This window comes from Saonia sp. (genome assembly GCF_056326165.1).
Genome location: NZ_JBWFBN010000001.1, coordinates 1 through 17,508, shown reverse-complemented (window position 1 = coordinate 17,508; position 17,508 = coordinate 1). Strand labels below are relative to the sequence as shown.

18 protein-coding genes are annotated in these 17,508 nt (G+C 36.0%); 16 read left to right on the top strand and 2 right to left on the bottom strand.

Features of this window, described 5'->3' with window-relative positions; genetic code table 11:
* Positions 1–16: 16 nt before the first annotated feature.
* The 7 genes from AC000W_RS00090 to AC000W_RS00060 all read left to right on the top strand — a co-directional run bounded on the left by AC000W_RS00090 (position 17) and on the right by AC000W_RS00060 (position 6,282).
* Entirely contained in the window at positions 17–1,309 is a 1,293-nt protein-coding gene (locus AC000W_RS00090; RefSeq protein WP_474745012.1) for an aminopeptidase P family protein, read from the top strand.
* A 19-nt stretch (positions 1,310–1,328) separates the two neighbouring features.
* Positions 1,329–1,757 (top strand): DUF1801 domain-containing protein, encoded by a 429-nt coding sequence (locus tag AC000W_RS00085; RefSeq protein ID WP_474745010.1) that lies wholly within the window; start codon positions 1,329–1,331, stop codon positions 1,755–1,757.
* Positions 1,758–1,863: 106 nt separating this feature from the next.
* Complete coding sequence (locus tag AC000W_RS00080; protein ID WP_474745008.1) at positions 1,864–3,285, top strand: Gfo/Idh/MocA family protein; 1,422 nt, start codon at positions 1,864–1,866, stop codon at positions 3,283–3,285.
* Between the two features lie 11 nt (positions 3,286–3,296).
* Complete coding sequence (locus tag AC000W_RS00075) at positions 3,297–3,884, top strand: Crp/Fnr family transcriptional regulator (protein WP_474745006.1); 588 nt, start codon at positions 3,297–3,299, stop codon at positions 3,882–3,884.
* A gap of 101 nt (positions 3,885–3,985) precedes the next feature.
* Positions 3,986–4,654 (top strand): peroxiredoxin-like family protein, encoded by a 669-nt coding sequence (locus AC000W_RS00070; protein WP_474745004.1) that lies wholly within the window; start codon positions 3,986–3,988, stop codon positions 4,652–4,654.
* Between the two features lie 250 nt (positions 4,655–4,904).
* Complete coding sequence (locus AC000W_RS00065) at positions 4,905–5,750, top strand: bifunctional helix-turn-helix domain-containing protein/methylated-DNA--[protein]-cysteine S-methyltransferase (RefSeq protein WP_474745002.1); 846 nt, start codon at positions 4,905–4,907, stop codon at positions 5,748–5,750.
* A 7-nt stretch (positions 5,751–5,757) separates the two neighbouring features.
* On the top strand, positions 5,758–6,282 hold the full coding sequence (locus tag AC000W_RS00060; protein WP_474745000.1) for a GNAT family N-acetyltransferase: 525 nt from the start codon (positions 5,758–5,760) through the stop codon (positions 6,280–6,282).
* Between the two features lie 33 nt (positions 6,283–6,315).
* Here AC000W_RS00060 and brnQ read toward each other — a convergent pair whose 3' ends face one another.
* Positions 6,316–7,611, bottom strand: a complete 1,296-nt coding sequence (brnQ, locus tag AC000W_RS00055; RefSeq protein ID WP_474744998.1) for a branched-chain amino acid transport system II carrier protein — start codon at positions 7,609–7,611, stop codon at positions 6,316–6,318.
* Between the two features lie 259 nt (positions 7,612–7,870).
* On the opposite strand from brnQ, the gene AC000W_RS00050 reads away from it, so the two are divergent.
* The gene (locus AC000W_RS00050) at positions 7,871–8,131 is read left to right on the top strand and encodes a hypothetical protein (RefSeq protein WP_474744996.1); all 261 of its coding nucleotides are present in this window, start codon (positions 7,871–7,873) and stop codon (positions 8,129–8,131) included.
* A 2-nt stretch (positions 8,132–8,133) separates the two neighbouring features.
* Here the strand turns inward: AC000W_RS00050 and thiL are convergent, their stop codons facing one another.
* Positions 8,134–9,183 carry a thiamine-phosphate kinase gene (gene thiL / locus AC000W_RS00045; protein WP_474744994.1) on the bottom strand — a complete coding sequence of 350 codons (1,050 nt, stop codon included), beginning with the start codon at positions 9,181–9,183 and terminating at the stop codon, positions 8,134–8,136.
* 64 nt (positions 9,184–9,247) lie between these two features.
* Here thiL and AC000W_RS00040 point away from each other — a divergent pair, with 64 nt between their 5' ends.
* From AC000W_RS00040 to AC000W_RS00005, 8 genes are all read left to right on the top strand, one after another.
* Positions 9,248–10,498 carry a choice-of-anchor B family protein gene (locus AC000W_RS00040; protein WP_474744992.1) on the top strand — a complete coding sequence of 417 codons (1,251 nt, stop codon included), beginning with the start codon at positions 9,248–9,250 and terminating at the stop codon, positions 10,496–10,498.
* A gap of 3 nt (positions 10,499–10,501) precedes the next feature.
* Positions 10,502–11,839, top strand: a complete 1,338-nt coding sequence (locus tag AC000W_RS00035; protein ID WP_474744990.1) for a hypothetical protein — start codon at positions 10,502–10,504, stop codon at positions 11,837–11,839.
* Positions 11,840–11,865: 26 nt separating this feature from the next.
* The gene (locus AC000W_RS00030; protein ID WP_474744988.1) at positions 11,866–13,200 is read left to right on the top strand and encodes a hypothetical protein; all 1,335 of its coding nucleotides are present in this window, start codon (positions 11,866–11,868) and stop codon (positions 13,198–13,200) included.
* Between the two features lie 176 nt (positions 13,201–13,376).
* Positions 13,377–13,706, top strand: coding sequence for a HesB/IscA family protein (locus AC000W_RS00025; protein ID WP_474744986.1), 330 nt, complete (start codon positions 13,377–13,379; stop codon positions 13,704–13,706).
* 30 nt (positions 13,707–13,736) lie between these two features.
* Positions 13,737–15,182: a Fe-S cluster assembly protein SufB gene (sufB, locus tag AC000W_RS00020; protein ID WP_474744984.1), complete on the top strand. Its 1,446-nt coding sequence runs from the start codon at positions 13,737–13,739 to the stop codon at positions 15,180–15,182.
* Positions 15,183–15,210: 28 nt separating this feature from the next.
* Positions 15,211–15,963, top strand: coding sequence for a Fe-S cluster assembly ATPase SufC (gene sufC, locus AC000W_RS00015; protein ID WP_474744982.1), 753 nt, complete (start codon positions 15,211–15,213; stop codon positions 15,961–15,963).
* Between the two features lie 11 nt (positions 15,964–15,974).
* A complete protein-coding gene (sufD, locus tag AC000W_RS00010; protein WP_474744980.1) occupies positions 15,975–17,291 on the top strand; it encodes a Fe-S cluster assembly protein SufD in 1,317 nt (438 codons plus the stop codon).
* A gap of 60 nt (positions 17,292–17,351) precedes the next feature.
* Positions 17,352–17,508, top strand: a 157-nt coding sequence (locus tag AC000W_RS00005; protein ID WP_474745795.1) for an aminotransferase class V-fold PLP-dependent enzyme, incomplete at its 3' end; no start/stop codon positions are given.

The window sequence follows — 17,508 nt, the reverse complement described above, 5'->3', positions numbered from 1 at the left end:
AAACCCAAGACCTTTTATGAAATATCAGCGGATAAGCAATCAACTTTTTGTTAAAAACCGGAAGAAGTTTATGAGTCATATGGACTCAAAAAGCATTGCTGTATTTAATTCAAATGATATCTATCCCATAAGTGCGGATAGCACCCTGCCTTTTCAACAACATCGCGATATTTTCTACTTAAGTGGTGCCGACCAAGAAGAATCTATATTGTTACTTTTTCCAGATGCATTGGACAAAGAGAAAAAAGAAATTCTGTTTGTAAGAGAAACCAATGAACATATTGCCATTTGGGAAGGTGAAAAATTGACCAAAGAAAAAGCTACAGAAGTATCTGGAATAAAAACCATCTGTTGGTTGTCAGATTTTGACAAAGTGTTTTTTGATTTGATGACCGAGGCCGATACAATCTACTTTAATACGAACGAACATTATCGCCAATCAGTTACTACGCAGACTCGCGAAGACCGATTCATACTAGATTGCAAGAAAAAATTTCCGGCCCATAAATGGGCAAAAAGCAACCCGATTCTGCAAAAAATCAGAGGTGTAAAAGAACCAGAGGAGCTAGAATTGATGCAAAAAGCATGTGATATTACCAACAAGGGGTTTAGACGTATTCTGGAATTTGTGAAACCTGGGGTATGGGAATATGAAATTGAGGCAGAATACCTACATGAGTTTGTTCGGAATCGCTCCAAAGGGTTCGCTTATACGCCAATTATAGCATCAGGGAACAACGCTAATGTATTACATTATATTCAGAACAATAACCAATGTAAGGATGGGGATTTACTATTGATGGATGTTGCCGCAGAATATGCCAATTATTCTAGCGATATGACCCGCACGATTCCGGTAAACGGAAAATTTAATCAACGCCAGAAAGACGTTTACAATGCTGTACTTAGGGTTAAAAATGAGGCTACAAACATGTTGGTTCCTGGAACCATTTGGGCAGAATACCATAAAGAAGTTGGTAAAATAATGACTTCAGAACTGTTAGCATTGGGATTGTTGGACAAAGCTGATGTACAAAACGAAAACAAAGATTGGCCAGCATACAAAAAATACTTTATGCACGGAACAAGTCACCATATTGGCTTGGACACACATGATTATGGAGTGCTAAAAACACCTATGAAAACCAATATGGTTTTTACCGTGGAGCCAGGAATCTATATTCCTGAGGAAAAGATGGGTATCCGTATAGAGGATGATGTGGTAATTCAAGAAAAAGGAACTCCTTTTAACTTAATGCACAATATTCCTATAGAAGTTGAGGAGATTGAAGAATTGATGAATAGCTGAATGGGATTAAAAAAATCAGATGAAAAACCTGCAAATAGAATCCAACCCCAAAGTAAAACAGGTTTTTGACCGATATCCAGATTTTGTTCGGGACAAAATGTTGAATCTTCGTAAACTGGTCATTGAGTCCGCTGAAGAAATAGATGAAATAACAAAGCTGGAGGAAACACTAAAATGGGGAGAACCCAGTTATTTGACAAAATTTGGAAGTACCCTTAGAATAGACTGGAAACCAAAAACCCCAAATCAATATGCCCTATACTTTAAATGTACCAGCAGGTTGGTGGAGACTTTTAGGCTAATGTTCAAAAATACTTTTGGGTTTGAGGGGAAAAGAGCCATTGTTTTTCATTTAGAAGATGAAATTCCAACAGAAGAGCTAAAATATTGTATAAAAGCAGCTTTAATGTACCATAAAGTAAAGCATTTACCCACATTGGGGATTTAAGAAGCCCCTTGGTTTTTCAATTTGAATATTAACCTTAAATCAATTAACTTCACATGCGTATGCCAATGAAGGACATATGTGGAGAATGGAAACTAAATTTTAAAAAATGGAAAAAAGAGAATTTCTTAAAAACTCAGCTGTGTTGGCTTCGGCAGCATTTTTACCAGCATCTTTGTGGTCAATGACAAAGGATAAAAGATTAAGGACAGCACATATTGGTGTTTCTAATATGGGCGGGGAAGACTTAAGGGATATTTCTTCACATTCCAAGGTAGATGTTGTAGCGTTGTGTGATGTGGACTCTAATGCTTTAGTAGCTGCAAAAGCTTTGCACCCAAATGCTAAATTATATTCAGATTATAGAGTAATGCTCGGCGAAATGGCAAAGGATATTGATGCCGTTATTGTTTCCACTCCAGACCATACCCATGCACCAGCTTCTATGATGGCTATGGAAAAAGGAAAGGCGGTGTATTGCCAAAAGCCATTGACTCACCACGTGACCGAAGCTAGAGCGATGCGGAAAATGGCGGCAGAAAAAAATCTGGTAACACAGATGGGCATTCAGGTACATTCTTTTTATGATTATAAATTGGCAACGCTGTTGATACAATCGGGAATTATTGGTAAAGTATCTTGTGTAAGGGCGTGGTCACCAAAAAACTGGGGTTATGATGGCCCGGCACCTGAAGGAAGTGATGCCATACCAGAAAATCTAGATTGGAACCTTTGGTTGGGCACCTCGGCCGAAAGACCGTATAAAAAAGGTTTGTACCATCCTGGTAATTGGAGAAAAGTGATGGATTATGGTTGTGGCACATTGGGCGATATGGGAGTCCATATTTTTGATACCCCATACAATGCGTTGGAACTGGATGTGCCAAAAACCATTACGAACAATTGCAGAAAGCCAACTGGGTTTGGTTTTCCAGAGCATAATATGGTTACCTATGAGTTTCCGGGAACAAAACATACGACCGAAACATTAAAATGGGTTTGGTACGATGGGCCCGGTATGCCCACCGCCCATGAAGACCTTGTGCTGCCCGGCTCAAGGGCCATGGGGAAGAAACAAGGAGAAGAACAGAGCGTAAAAGATAAAATGTCCTTGGATACCAAAGAGGTGGGAGAGGGCGAATTGCCCGAACAAGGAGCGATGTTCATTGGTGAAAAAGGACGTCTCTTGTTGCCACACTTTATGCAATTGCCCAAAATGATCGTAGATGGAGAATATGTTGATATTTCAAAGGAAATTGCCAAAGTATCCAAAGAACATAATATGGGCAAACCCATTCGTAACTATGCCTCGGAAGGTCCAAAGCATTACCATCAGTTTGTGGATGCTTGTTTAGGAAAAGATGAATGCACAGCTCCCTTTTCTTATGCAGCTAGACTAACTGAAACCATTCTTTTGGGGGTTATTGCAGGGCGTTTTCCTAACCAAACACTGCATTGGGACAATGAGACAGCAAGGTTTTTAGAGCCAGAGGCCAATGAATTTTTAGATGCCCCTTATAGGGAGTTTTGATGTCCTAATAAATGAGTAATTACGATAGTATTCTAAACAACATTTCGCGATATGTAAGTTTGGATAAATCTGAGGAAGATAAACTTGTTTCTATTATTAAAACCACACGAGTAAAGAAAAAACAGTTTATTATTCAACCTGGATTTGTCTGTCAGTATAGAAACTACATCGTAAAAGGGTCTTTTAGAGTTTATTATATTGATCAAAATGGAAAAGAACACACGGTAAGTATAGGCATAGAAGATTGGTTTGTAAGTGATTTTTACAGTTACATTATGCAAACCCCTGCCACTCATTATGCCGAGGCACTGGAGGATTCTGTTATTTTTCAAATGAAATATGAGGATATAGAAAACCTCTGCGAAAATATTCATCCACTAAGTGAATATTTTAGAAAGTCTACAGAAAAAGCATTTGCCTTTTCTCGCCATAGAATAATAGGCACTATTAGCATGACCGCAGAGGAACGATATTTTGATTATATCAATAAATATCCACAAATAGCAAATCGTGTCCCTCAATATATTTTGGCATCTTATCTAGGTGTTTCGGCTGAATTTCTAAGTAAAATTCGATCCAAAAAACCAAATAAATCTTGAACTAGTTCAAGAGAATTTCCTGTCCTATCTTATTTTATTTAGGCTTTCTTTAAAAGAGTTTTGAGGTGTTAATTTATAAACATCATTAAAACATTTTAAAAATGGAAAAAACAATTATTCCTTCGTACAAAAATGAAGTAAAAGAACTTAGAACAACATTAAAAAAAATGCTGCCAGCTGATGCTCTCAAAGTATTTGATGATGACGCTGATGAATTGAATGAAACGCACAAATCAATTCTTAAATTAAATACAGGGGACAAAGCCATAGATTTTAAGCTCTTAAATGCTGTAAATAAAACTGTTTCGCTTTATGATTTATTAAAACAAGGAAGAGTGGTCTTAACCTTTTATCGCGGGACATGGTGTCCATATTGCAATTTGGCTTTAAGGCAGTACCAGCAAGTACTTCCAAAAATACATGAAGCAAATGCCCAATTAGTAGCCGTTTCATCACAAACCCCAGATGAGTCATTAAACTTTAAAGAAAAAAATGAACTGGAGTTCCACGTTCTTAGCGATAACCACAATATGGTTGCAAAAGAATATACAACTGTATTCAGAAATTCCGATAGTACTATTGAAGAAGCTGGTAAATTGGGAATTGACTATGATGCACATTATTCAGAAAATACACGAGAGTTACCAATTCCTGCTGTATTTATAATAGAACAAAATGGGACTATTTCTTTTGCCAAAACCGAAGGAGGGGATTATAGAAAACGAATAAGTGCAAAGGAGATTATAGACTTTTTGGATAAAACATTATAAATTAAATTTTTAACGGGCTACTAATATTTTAAGTGGATTGGGAAAGTTACTTTCTCAATCCACTATGAAGAGAACATTTTATTGCTACGTTTTACGCAGGTGCCCAATCTTAATTTTAACTCTGCACTATAAGTTGGGAAGGTTGTTTTGAAGCTATATAACTAGAGAGTAAATAGATTAAAGTTTAGCAACAATCGGGTTTTTATGATTTCACGAACTATATACTTTTGTATTATAAGATTTACGTGAAATGACTGAGCAAGAACAAGTTGATTATAATAGAATTGCGAAAGCAATAGATTATATAAAAACGAATTTTAAAAACCAACCTTCTTTAAATGAGATTTCGGAGGCTATTAACTTAAGCCCTTTTCACTTTCAACGGTTGTTTAAGGATTGGGCGGGTGTTAGTCCAAAGAAATTTATGCAATACATTAGTATTGAATATGCCAAACAACTTTTAAGGGAAGAACAAAAAACATTGTTTGATACTGCTTATGAAACAGGATTATCGGGCACTGGGCGTCTCCATGATTTGTTTATTGGTATAGAAGGGATGACGCCTGCGGAATACAAGAATGGCGGAAAAAGTTTAACCATTAACTATAGTTTTGCGGAATGCCCTTTTGGTAATATTATTGTTGCTTCTACTCCCAAGGGCATTTGTCATATGGCATTTTATAAAGATGAAGATTCGGCATTAGAATTACTTCAAAAACAATTTCCAAGTGCAGGTTTTAATAGAAAATTGGATATGATGCAACAAAATGCACTGTTCATTTTTCAGAATGATTGGAGTAAATTACACCAGATTAAACTCCATTTAAAAGGGACGATTTTTCAATTAAAAGTATGGGAAACCTTATTAAAAATCCCAATGGGACAATTGGCAACCTATGGTAGTATCGCCCAACAAATCAACAATCCAAATGCATCCAGAGCTGTAGGCACAGCCATTGGTAAAAACCCAGTAGCTTTTTTAATTCCATGTCACAGAGTAATACTGACTAGTGGTGAATTTGGCGGCTATATGTGGGGCAACACCCGTAAAACTGCAATAATTGGATGGGAAGGGGCTAAGAATCAATTAATATAGGTATAAAATGGAAATTACAAACTGTACAATAGACGATATCGATGAAATTTTTAGGCTTTATAAAATTGCATCTAACTATCAAAAGGCAAAGAAAACAGTTGTTGTTTGGCCAGATTTTGAAAGAGAACTTGTAGTGACCGAAATAAAGGAAAATAGACAGTGGAAAATGCTCGTTAACAATAAAATTGCCTGTCTTTGGGCAATTACGCTGAGTGATGAGCAAATATGGGAGGAAAGAAATAAAGACGCCGCTATTTATATTCACCGCATAGCCACCAACCCAGATTTTAGGGGAAACAATTTTGTAGTAAAGATTGTGGCATGGGCAATAGAATATGCCAAATCACAAAACAAACAATATATTAGGTTAGATACGTTGGGAAACAATGTTGGTCTTATAGAACATTATACAAATGCAGGGTTTAACTTTTTAGGAATGTTTAATTTAAAAAATACAGATATGTTACCTGAACATTACCACAATACACCTGCCTGCTTGTTTGAAATAGATTTAGCTAGTTATTTTAACTAGATTATAAATCTAAAAAGGCTACTTCGCTTATGATTAAAAATTTCTAATACTTTTTTTAAAGGCATTCACCAAAACGAAAACCAATAGAGCTGGCAAGACCCAACCCATTTGGTGTTTGCTCAAGGGAATCCAAGACAAAGATTTCTTTACACCATTAAAGCCAATATCCAAAGGCCCCAAACCATAATGGATAAACTCTGGCAAACTAAACAATAGGGTTGTGCCAACCACCCATTTAAACACACTTGGTGTGGCATATTTATTTGGTAATACGTTTAGAAGAATCAATACAATGGTAACAGGATAAATTAGTGTTAAAGCGGGCACGGCAACGGCAATAATATAACCCACATTAAATTGCCCCATGGCAATACCCAAAATACAGCCAATGATAGCAGTTATGGTGTATGCCTTTTGTGAATTGTTAAACCTTGATTTTATAAAGTCAGACGTGCCTGTTACAATACCCACAGCTGTGGTAAAGCATGCAAGCGCAACCAAAATACTTAAAAATAAATTGGCCGTATTGCCAAGTGTTTTGGTACTTATGCCAGATAAAAGCGCTGTTCTGGAAACATCGGCATCAAAACTTGTGTTGTTCAATGCCCCTGTTAAAATGAGTCCGCCATAAATTAGAAATAGTGCCAAGCCTGCCAACCACCCTGCACGGGTAATGAGTGTTTTTTTCTCTTTATAGGATGCACCTTTGTTTTTTAAGTTGATAGAAATAATAATGACCCCACCAACCACTACGGCACCTATGGCATCAAAAGTTTGGTAGCCCTCCAAAATACCTGCCGTAAACGGATTTCCTATAGTGGTTTTTCCAAAAACAAAATCATAGGAAAAAAGCGTTATGCCAATAAGCGAAATCAATATCAAAATAATGGCTGGGGTCAATATTTTACCCACAATATTCAAGATTTTAGAACGGTTCATGACAAAAATAAAGACCAAAGCAAAATAAATGGAGCTGGTTAAAAGAGAAGAGGAATCAAAAAATGGTTGTATAGCAATTTCATGGGTAACCGATGCTGTCCTGGGTGATGGCAAGGCAATGGAAATAGTATAGACTAAAAGACAATAGGCCAAACTAAAAGTAGGGGACACTTTTTCTGCAAAATTAAACATGGTCCCTTGTAATTTAGCATGGGCCAAAATCCCCAAAATAGGTATTAAGACTGCCGAAACACAAAATCCCAAAACTACTAACCACCAAAGGTTACCAGCTTTAAACCCTAATAAAGGTGGCAAAATAAGGTTGCCTGCACCAAAGAATAATGAAAATAAGGCAAACGATATTAAGAATATGTCATTTCTTTTGCTCATTCTGTCAAATTCTTTTGAAAGATAGGGCAATTTTATATATTGCCATTAGAGCAATTGAATCAGTATTAGGTGTTGTTCATCGAAAAAACATCTTTTTAACAAAAAAATAGAAAAAAATATATAGGACGCTCAATAAAATGTAGTTCCCCTGCGTTGTTTATATGTAAAGCATTCATTTGAGTGTATTTACAAGTACAACCTAATGTATAAATTGCATTTTTCGGTCCCCAATCGTATTATGCTAACCAAACGCCTACTTATGAATAAAGTTACTACTAATGGCAATAAATTAAGTGCCTTCTTCTGCAACATTTTTGGGCATAGATATATTGTATCTAAAAGGGTTACCCACCATATTAAACAATATAAATGTGCTCATTGTAACATGGAGGTTACAACAGATGTTACAGGGAATCTTTCGGAATTAACTCCAGAGCTACAGGAAATCAACGATACCCTCGAAGATATTTTCAAAAAAAGACATAAAGCTATAATCTCCAAACAAAAGCAAGTAGCATAAAATTATGCTTTGTTAAGTGAATTCCATCCCTGAGCGGTAATTGGAATTTTAGAGCTATTCCTGGAGATTAAGTGAGCACCTTCGTTCTTGTCTGTCATATGCCCCATAACAGTTAAGTTGGGATTGCCCTTTATTTTCGGGAATTCTTTTTGGTCAATGGTAAATAACAGTTCATAATCTTCACCACCACTTAAAGCCACCATTGTACTGTCCATTTTAAATTCTTCACAAGTAGAAATTACTGTTGGATCTAATGGAATTTTATCCTCATATAAATTACAACCAACATTGCTTTGCTCACATAAATGAAGAATTTCTGAAGACAGACCATCACTAATGTCAATCATAGAAGTTGGGTGCACATCTAATTTTTCCAAAAGTTCTACAATATCCTTTCTAGCTTCTGGCTTTAATTGTCTTTCAACTATATAGGAATATATAGATAAATCGGGCTGATTATTAGGGTCTACTTTAAAAACTTCTTTTTCTCTTTCCAATACCTGTAAACCCAAATATGCTCCACCTAGATCTCCAGTCGCCACTAAAAGGTCGTTGGGTTTGGCACCACTTCTATAAACAATATCCATTTCATTTGCCTCCCCAATTGCTGTAATACTAATTAACATGCCCTTTGTTGATGAGGTTGTATCACCACCTACTAAATCTACATTGTAAATTTTACAAGCCAGTGCTACTCCTTCGTAAAATTCTTCTAAAGCTTCTAGAGGAAACCTGTTGGAAACTGCCAATGAAACCGTTACTTGGGTTGCAATAGCATTCATTGCATAAATATCAGATAGATTTACAATCACAGACTTATACCCTAAATGCTTTAGGGGCATATAGCTGAGGTCAAAATGGACGCCTTCTATTAACAAATCGGTGGAAACTATTGCTTTTTTATCTTTAAAATCTAACACAGCGGAATCATCTCCAATCCCTTTTATGGTAGATTTATGCTGTATAGTAAAGCTTTTGGTGAGATGTTTAATGAGTCCGAACTCTCCTAATTTTTCCAGTGAAGTTTTTTCAGAATTTTTGTCTTCTAACATATTGCAAAAATAAGTAGGAAAAATTTATGTTCTATCTTTAATGAAAAAAGAAATTTAAACTGTTATGAAAACGGAAATAAAAACTCTTTTAATTGCTGCTTTACTGTTCTTGACAGGCGCATGTTCCAATGAGAGTTCAGAGATTGCTTCTTCAAACCCCAGTTCAGGAGACCCATTAGATGACCCAATAGTTGAAAGTACTCCTTGTGAAAATGGCATGGCTGGAATCTATCCATGTAATGGGTATGATCTATTAGGGCAAATTTCATTACAAGCATTTGGTGCTTCTGCGGGGAATGATATTTGGGGCTGGACAGATACAACAACAAACAAAGAATATGCTTTGGTGGGATTGGATAATGGAACTGCCTTTGTGGACATTACTGATAGCGAGAACCTTATTTTTTTAGGAAAACTCCCTACCGCTACCGTATCCAGTTCATGGAGAGACATTAAAGTATATCAAGACCACGTGTATATAGTTTCGGAAGCATCTAACCATGGGTTACAGATTTTTGATTTAACAAGATTGAGAAATGTTGGAAACCCACCTGAGGTTTTTAGTGCAGATGTAGATTATAATGGTTTTGGAAACGCCCATAACATAGTCATAAATGAAGAGACAGGATTTGCATATATAGTGGGTACTGATAGGAATGATGCTTTTAATGGAGGGGTTCATTTTATTAATATTAATTCCCCTAAAATTCCAACTGGTGTGGGAGGCTTTGGAGATAATGGTTACACTCATGATGCTCAAGTGATAACATATAATGGTCCAGATGTGGATTATCTTGGAAGTGAAATTTTTGTTGGATCCAACGAAAGCCAAGTTGTTATTGTGGATGTTACTGATAAGGAGAACCCAGTTGAAATTTCAACAATTCAGTATCCCAATATTGGATATACCCACCAAGGATGGTTTACAGAAGACCATACATATTTTATTTTGGGAGATGAGTTAGATGAAATTAATTCTGGTTTTGACTCACGTACTTTGATTTTTGATTTTACAGATTTGGACAATCCCATATTGCATACTACCTATTTGGGTGAAACATCAGCAATTGATCATAATGGTTATGTTAAAGGAGATGAATTTTTCTTAGCGAATTATACGGCAGGAGTTAGAATATTGGATATATCTGGAATTGAACAAGAAACAATTACAGAGACAGGGTTTTTTGACACATTTCCAAGTAATAATACCGCGGCCTTTGAAGGGGTATGGAGCATTTATCCATTTTTTGAAAGCGGTAAGATTGTGATAGGGGATATAAATTCAGGATTATTTGTAATTAAAAAATCAAATTAAAGAATGAAAAAAATATTCTTTGTAGCACTACTGTGCCTATGGTCCTGCTCCAAGGATTTGGAAAGTAACGATATGGGGGAGCCATTGACTTTTCTTGGGGAATTGGATTGGGTTAAAAATTTTGGAGGCTCAGGAGATGAAACTGCGCATGCCATAATTACTACCAATGATGGGGGTTTTGCCGTTTTTGGCTATACTAATAGTATTGATGGTGATATAACCGACAAAACCCTGGCCGTAAATGATTATTGGCTTTTAAAATTAGATGTGGAAGGGAATCTTCAATGGAATAAAACATATGGAGGGAGCAAAGATGATAGAGGACAAAGTATTGTTCAAACTCAGGATGATGGTTACGCCATTGTAGGATATGCCATGAGTGATGATGGGGATGGCAGTAATAATGAAGGTTTCCATGACAATTGGATCTTAAAATTGGATGCGGCAGGTGAAATTGAATGGGAGCAAAGTTTTGGTTTTTCTGGACATGACCATTCGTACGATGTTGTTCAAACTATAGATGGCGGATTCTTTTTTGCAGGATTTTTGGATGTAACCCAATCTGGAGGAGAAGGCAATTTTGGAAAAGGAAATTATTGGACACGACATGGTGTGGGCGAGTTTTGGGGAACAAAATTAGATGCCCAAGGAAATCTTGTATGGCGTAGGTATTTTGGTGGCACAAACAATGATAGAGCTCATTCTGTAGTACAAGCAAATGATGGTGGATTTGTCTTGGCTGGTTTTTCAGAAAGTGATGATTTTGACATTAGCAACAGCAAAGGCAGCTACGATTTTTGGGTAGTAAAAATCAATGAGACAGGTGATTTTGTTTGGGAAAATTCTTTTGGAGGCACAGGTATTGAAATTGCGTATGGCATGACCAAAACCAATGACAATGGATATGTTATTACAGGCAATACCTTTAGTAATGATACAGATATTTCAAAGAACAATGGTGAGTCTGATGTCTGGCTCATTAAAATTGATGATACTGGAAATTTGGTTTGGGAAAAGACCTATGGCGGAACAGAATTTGATGCTGCAGAAAATGTAACACTTACAACAGATGGAGGATTTTTAGTTTCTGGAAACTCTAAAAGCTCAGATATGGATGCAAGTACAAATGCAGGAGAGAACGATTTATGGGTTTTAAAAACAAATTCTGAAGGAGAATTACTATGGCAGCAATCTTTTGGAGGAACCAATTTGGATTATGGTTTTGATGCACTGGATACAAATGATGGAGGAATTATGCTGGTTGGGGAAAGTCATAGTTTAGATTTTAATGAAACCCAACGAAAGGGATTGTCCGATATGGTTGTAATTAAAATTAAATAACTGGTAGGGCTTCTTTTTGAACAAGATTGAACAAGGATGTATTGTCTAGCCTTTTTGTCCTTTTTAGTACTTTTAATGGATATACTAAAATGGACATTGATAAAACACATATAAAATCTTGCCTAGAGTTAATTGAGGATAAACTTAGCTGGGGACCTGGTGAAAAATGGACAACTAAAGATTATCAAAACCTTAGTGACAAAATCCATGAAGAGACCAAGGTGACCCTAAGTGTGGCAACACTTAAGAGAATTTGGGGAAGAATATCCTATACAAGTAGTCCAACGATTACCACAATGGATGCTTTATCACAATTTATTGGCTATGAAAACTGGAGGGCTTTTGAGCAAAACTTAACCACTTCTAAAAATTTAAAAACAGGTAAGAAAGACAAGGCTTTATCAATCGCTCCTCTTGGAAGTTTAACAAAAATTGGCGTTTTGTGTACGTTATTGATTTTATTGGGATGGACCCAATTTAAAAAATCAGAAGAACCTTTAAAACCTTTGAATCCATCAGAATATCAATTTAGCAGTAGAAAAATGGTCACAGAAGGTGTTCCCAACTCTGTAATTTTTGACTATGACGCTTCTTTTGCTGATGACAGGGATACTATATACATTCAGCAGTCATGGGACGAAAGATTAAGGGAACAAGTGTCTAAAAATGATAAAAACCATAGTTCAATATATTATCATCCAGGATATTTTAAGGCTAAACTTGTGGTTCGGGATACTATAATGCAAGAACATGATCTCTATATAAAATCCAAAGGATGGTTGCCCTTAGTTGAATATGGTGGAGATGTGCCAGTTTATTTTTCTGAGGAAGAGGTTATAAGGAAAGATGGAAGAATGTATATTTCCCAAAATCAGTTTAAGGACAAAAATATAAGTATGCAGCCTAAAGTCCCATGGGTTCATTATTATTACATGACTGAAATGGGTGATATAAACATCCAAAACTTTATTTTGGAAACGCGCATTAGAAACACCTACAAAGAAGGTGCTGCCGTATGTCAGTTTACAAGTGTAGATCTTCGATTTGATGGCGCATTTATCGGCATTCCTTTATCTATAAAAGGCTGTGTGTCCCAAATAGGGCTTTTTGACTTAAATGGTAAAAACAGAGACCCCTCTAAACTTGGAGTGGATTTTTCTGATTGGGTGGCTCTTAAATTGATTTTTGAAAACGGCCTTGGAAAGCTTTACATTAATGGTGATTTTGTTTATGACCTAGATTTTAGTTCTTTGTCCAACAACCTAAAAGGCTTAGACTTTACCTTTCAAGGAAGTGGAGAAGTGGATGAAATTTTTCTAAAAAAATTGGATGGAACAGTAGTGTTTGGAGATACATTTTAACAATCTCAATTGTAAATAGTGCTCGTATTTACTTGTAATGCTATTTTAAAACTTCTCATGTTAATTTCTCCATAGAAAACCCTTATCCGCTTATTCGTTATAATAATGTTAGGTTATATGGTAAAACCCTACTTATATACTATATTTGTAAACTATTTAGAATTAATCCAATTAGTATGATTAAAGTATCGGAAACGGCTAAGGAAAAAGTTGTCATGATGATGGCAGAAGAAGGCTTTGATGCTAACCAAGATTACGTTCGGGTTGGGGTAAAAAGCGGGGGTTGTAGTGGCTTGTCTTATGAATTGAAGTTTGATAATAAAATGGAGGAAGCGGATAAGGTTTTTGAAGACAATTCAGTAAGAATTATTGTTGATAAAAAGAGCTTCTTATATCTTGTTGGCACCACCTTGGAATATTCAGGAGGTTTAAATGGAAAGGGCTTTGTTTTTAACAATCCCAATGCGCAACGCACTTGCGGTTGTGGAGAAAGTTTTTCACTATAAATTCTCTCATTGTAGAGATTAAAGGGAATTATGGCTTATACAGAAGAAGAATTAAAAAAAGAACTGGAAACCAAAGAATATGAGTATGGTTTCTATACAGATATTGAGTCGGACACTTTTCCTAAAGGATTAAGTGAGGAGATAGTTATTGCTATTTCCAAAAAGAAGGAAGAACCAGATTGGATGACGGAGTGGCGTTTGGAGGCTTTTCGCGCTTGGAAACAAATGGAAGAGCCTGAGTGGGCAAATGTTACTTATAACAAACCTAACTTTCAAGATATTTCTTATTATTCGGCACCTAACAAAAAACCTAAATATAATAGTTTAGATGAGGTAGACCCAGAATTGTTGGACACCTTTAAAAAACTGGGTATTTCTTTGGATGAACAAAAAAAATTGGCTGGTGTAGCTGTTGATATTGTAATGGATTCCGTTTCTGTAGCAACAACTTTTAAGAAAACACTGGCAGAAAAAGGGATTATTTTTTGCTCTATATCAGAAGCTATCAAAGAGCACTCTGAGTTGGTAAAAAAATATTTAGGGACTGTAGTTCCGCAAAAAGATAATTTTTATGCAGCCTTAAACTCGGCCGTATTTTCAGACGGATCGTTTTGTTATATTCCAAAAGGAGTGCGTTGCCCAATGGAATTATCAACCTATTTTAGAATCAACCAAGCGGGAACTGGTCAATTTGAAAGAACTTTGGTCATTGCCGACAAGGGTAGTTATGTAAGTTATTTAGAGGGCTGTACGGCACCTTCTCGAGATGAGAATCAATTACATGCTGCAGTAGTAGAGCTTATTGCCCTGGACGATGCAGAGATAAAATATTCAACTGTTCAAAATTGGTATCCTGGGGATAAAGAAGGAAAAGGTGGTGTTTTTAATTTTGTAACTAAAAGAGGTATAGCTGAAAAAAATGCTAAAATTTCTTGGACTCAAGTTGAGACTGGTTCAGCAGTAACTTGGAAGTATCCGTCTTGTATCTTAAAAGGAGATAACTCTATTGGAGAATTCTATTCTATAGCGGTTACTAACAATTACCAACAGGCAGATACTGGCACAAAAATGATTCACTTAGGAAAGAATACGAAAAGCACTATTATCTCTAAAGGAATTTCTGCTGGTAAGTCTCAAAATAGTTATAGAGGGTTGGTACAGGTAGGCAGTAGAGCCAAAAATGCAAGAAATTTTTCGCAATGTGATTCACTACTTATGGGAAATGAATGTGGTGCACATACCTTTCCTTATATAGAGGTAAAGAATAAAACAGCGCAGATAGAGCATGAGGCCACTACCAGTAAAATAGGTGAAGATCAAATTTTTTACTGTAACCAGAGAGGGATAGATACTGAAAAAGCGATTGCATTAATTGTGAATGGTTTTAGTAAAGAAGTATTGAATAAACTTCCAATGGAATTTGCAGTAGAAGCTCAAAAACTTTTGGAGATTAGTCTAGAAGGTTCAGTAGGATAAAAATAAAAAAGAATACAATTCATTCGTTATGTTGAAAATTAACAACCTGCACGCAAGTGTAGAGGATAAAGAAATATTAAAAGGAATCAATCTCGAGATTAAGGCAGGAGAGGTACATGCTATCATGGGGCCAAATGGGTCAGGTAAAAGTACTTTGGCATCAGTAATTGCAGGGAAAGAAGAATTTGAAGTCACTAAAGGTTCAGTTGAATTAAATGGTGAAAATTTAGAGGAGGATGCACCAGAAGAAAGAGCACATAAAGGTATATTTCTTTCCTTTCAATACCCAGTAGAGATTCCAGGAGTCTCCGTTACCAATTTTATGAAAACGGCGATTAATGAATCTCGGAAAGCAAAAGGATTGGAGGATATGCCAGCCAATCAAATGCTAAAAATGATTCGTGAAAAGGCGGAATTATTGGAAATAGATAGAAAATTTTTATCTCGCTCATTAAATGAAGGATTTTCTGGAGGAGAGAAAAAAAGGAACGAAATTTTTCAAATGGCAATGTTAGAACCAAAATTGGCCATCTTAGATGAAACCGATTCTGGATTGGACATTGACGCCTTAAGAATTGTGGCAAACGGAGTTAACAAATTAAAAAGTAAAGACAATGCAGTTCTTGTGATTACACATTACCAAAGACTGCTAGATTATATTGTTCCAGATTTTGTCCATGTATTGCACAATGGTAGGATTGTAAAATCTGGCGGCAAGGAACTCGCCTTAGAATTGGAAGAAAAAGGATACGATTGGCTTAAAAATGAAGTAGCGGTTTAAAAACTTAGAAAATGAGTTTAAAAGAAAAATTAGTTTCCTCTTTCTTGGCTTTTGAAAACAATGTGGACGTAGAAAGCCCAGTGCATGACATCCGATCAGAGGCCATAAAGAATTTTGAGTTAAAAGGGTTTCCATCCAAAAAGGAGGAAGCTTGGAAGTATACGTCACTTAATTCGCTTCAAAAGAAAGATTTTAGCATTTTTCCAAAAGAAATAAATGCACTAGAATATAAGGATGTAAAAAAATATTTCATTCATGAGATAGACACGTACAAAATTGTATTTGTAGATGGTATTTACAGTTCTTTTCTCTCAGAAACAACACATGATGGGGTAGACATTTGTTTAATGAGTTCTGCACTCACAAAACCTATGTACAAGCAGGTGATTGATGTTTATTTTAATAAGGTAGCATCTAAAGACGAGTCATTAACAACCTTAAATACGGCATTTAGTAGAGAAGGGGCGTTTATTTATATTCCCAAGAACAAAATGCCTAAAAAACCAGTAGAAATTGTTCATTTTTCTACGGGCACAGAAGCTTCTTTAATGTTACAACCTCGTAATTTGATTGTCGCAGAAGAAAATTCAGAATTGCAGGTGATAGAGCGCCATCAAAGCTTAACTGTTAATGAGGTTTTTACCAATTCAGTTACCGAAATTTTCGCTGCGAAAAATGCTATTGTGGACTACTATAAAGTTCAGAATGATACAAATTCGGCCTCTTTAATAGACAACACCTATATTTCTCAAAAGAACCATAGCCATGTTAAAGTGCATACTTTTTCTTTTGGCGGAAAATTAACTCGTAACAATCTTAACTTTTACCAAAATGGAGAGCGCATTGACTCTACTATGAAGGGAGTTACTATTTTGGGAGATAAGCAGCATGTGGATCACCATACCTTGGTGCATCATATAGAGCCTAATTGTGAAAGCCATCAAGACTATAAAGGTATTTATGGGGAAAACTCAACTGGAGTTTTCAATGGTAAAATCATCGTAGATAAGATTGCCCAAAAAACCAACGCTTTTCAGCAGAACAATAATATTTTAGTGAGCGATAAAGCGACTATCAATACAAAACCACAGCTAGAGATTTTTGCTGATGATGTAAAATGCTCGCATGGTTGTACTATTGGGCAATTGGATGAGGAAGCACTATTTTATCTTCAATCAAGAGGAATTCCAAAGAAAGAGGCACGAGCATTGTTAATGTATGCTTTTGCAAACAATGTGTTGGAAAGTGTAAAAATACCAGAATTAAAAACCAGAATAAATAAGTTGATTGCCAATAAATTGGGTGTTCGTTTAGGGTTTGACCTATAGTTAATTTTTACTGACAATGTATCCCTGAACGGAGTCGAAGGGTATAAGACCTGTATCAACATGATAAAATCAGCATTAGACATACAAGCCATTCGCAAAGATTTTCCCATTCTTTACCGAGAAGTAAATGGGAAACCTCTGGTATATTTGGATAATGCCGCTACATCGCAAACTCCGCAACAGGTAATAGATGTAATTGTAGCATATTATAGTGGTT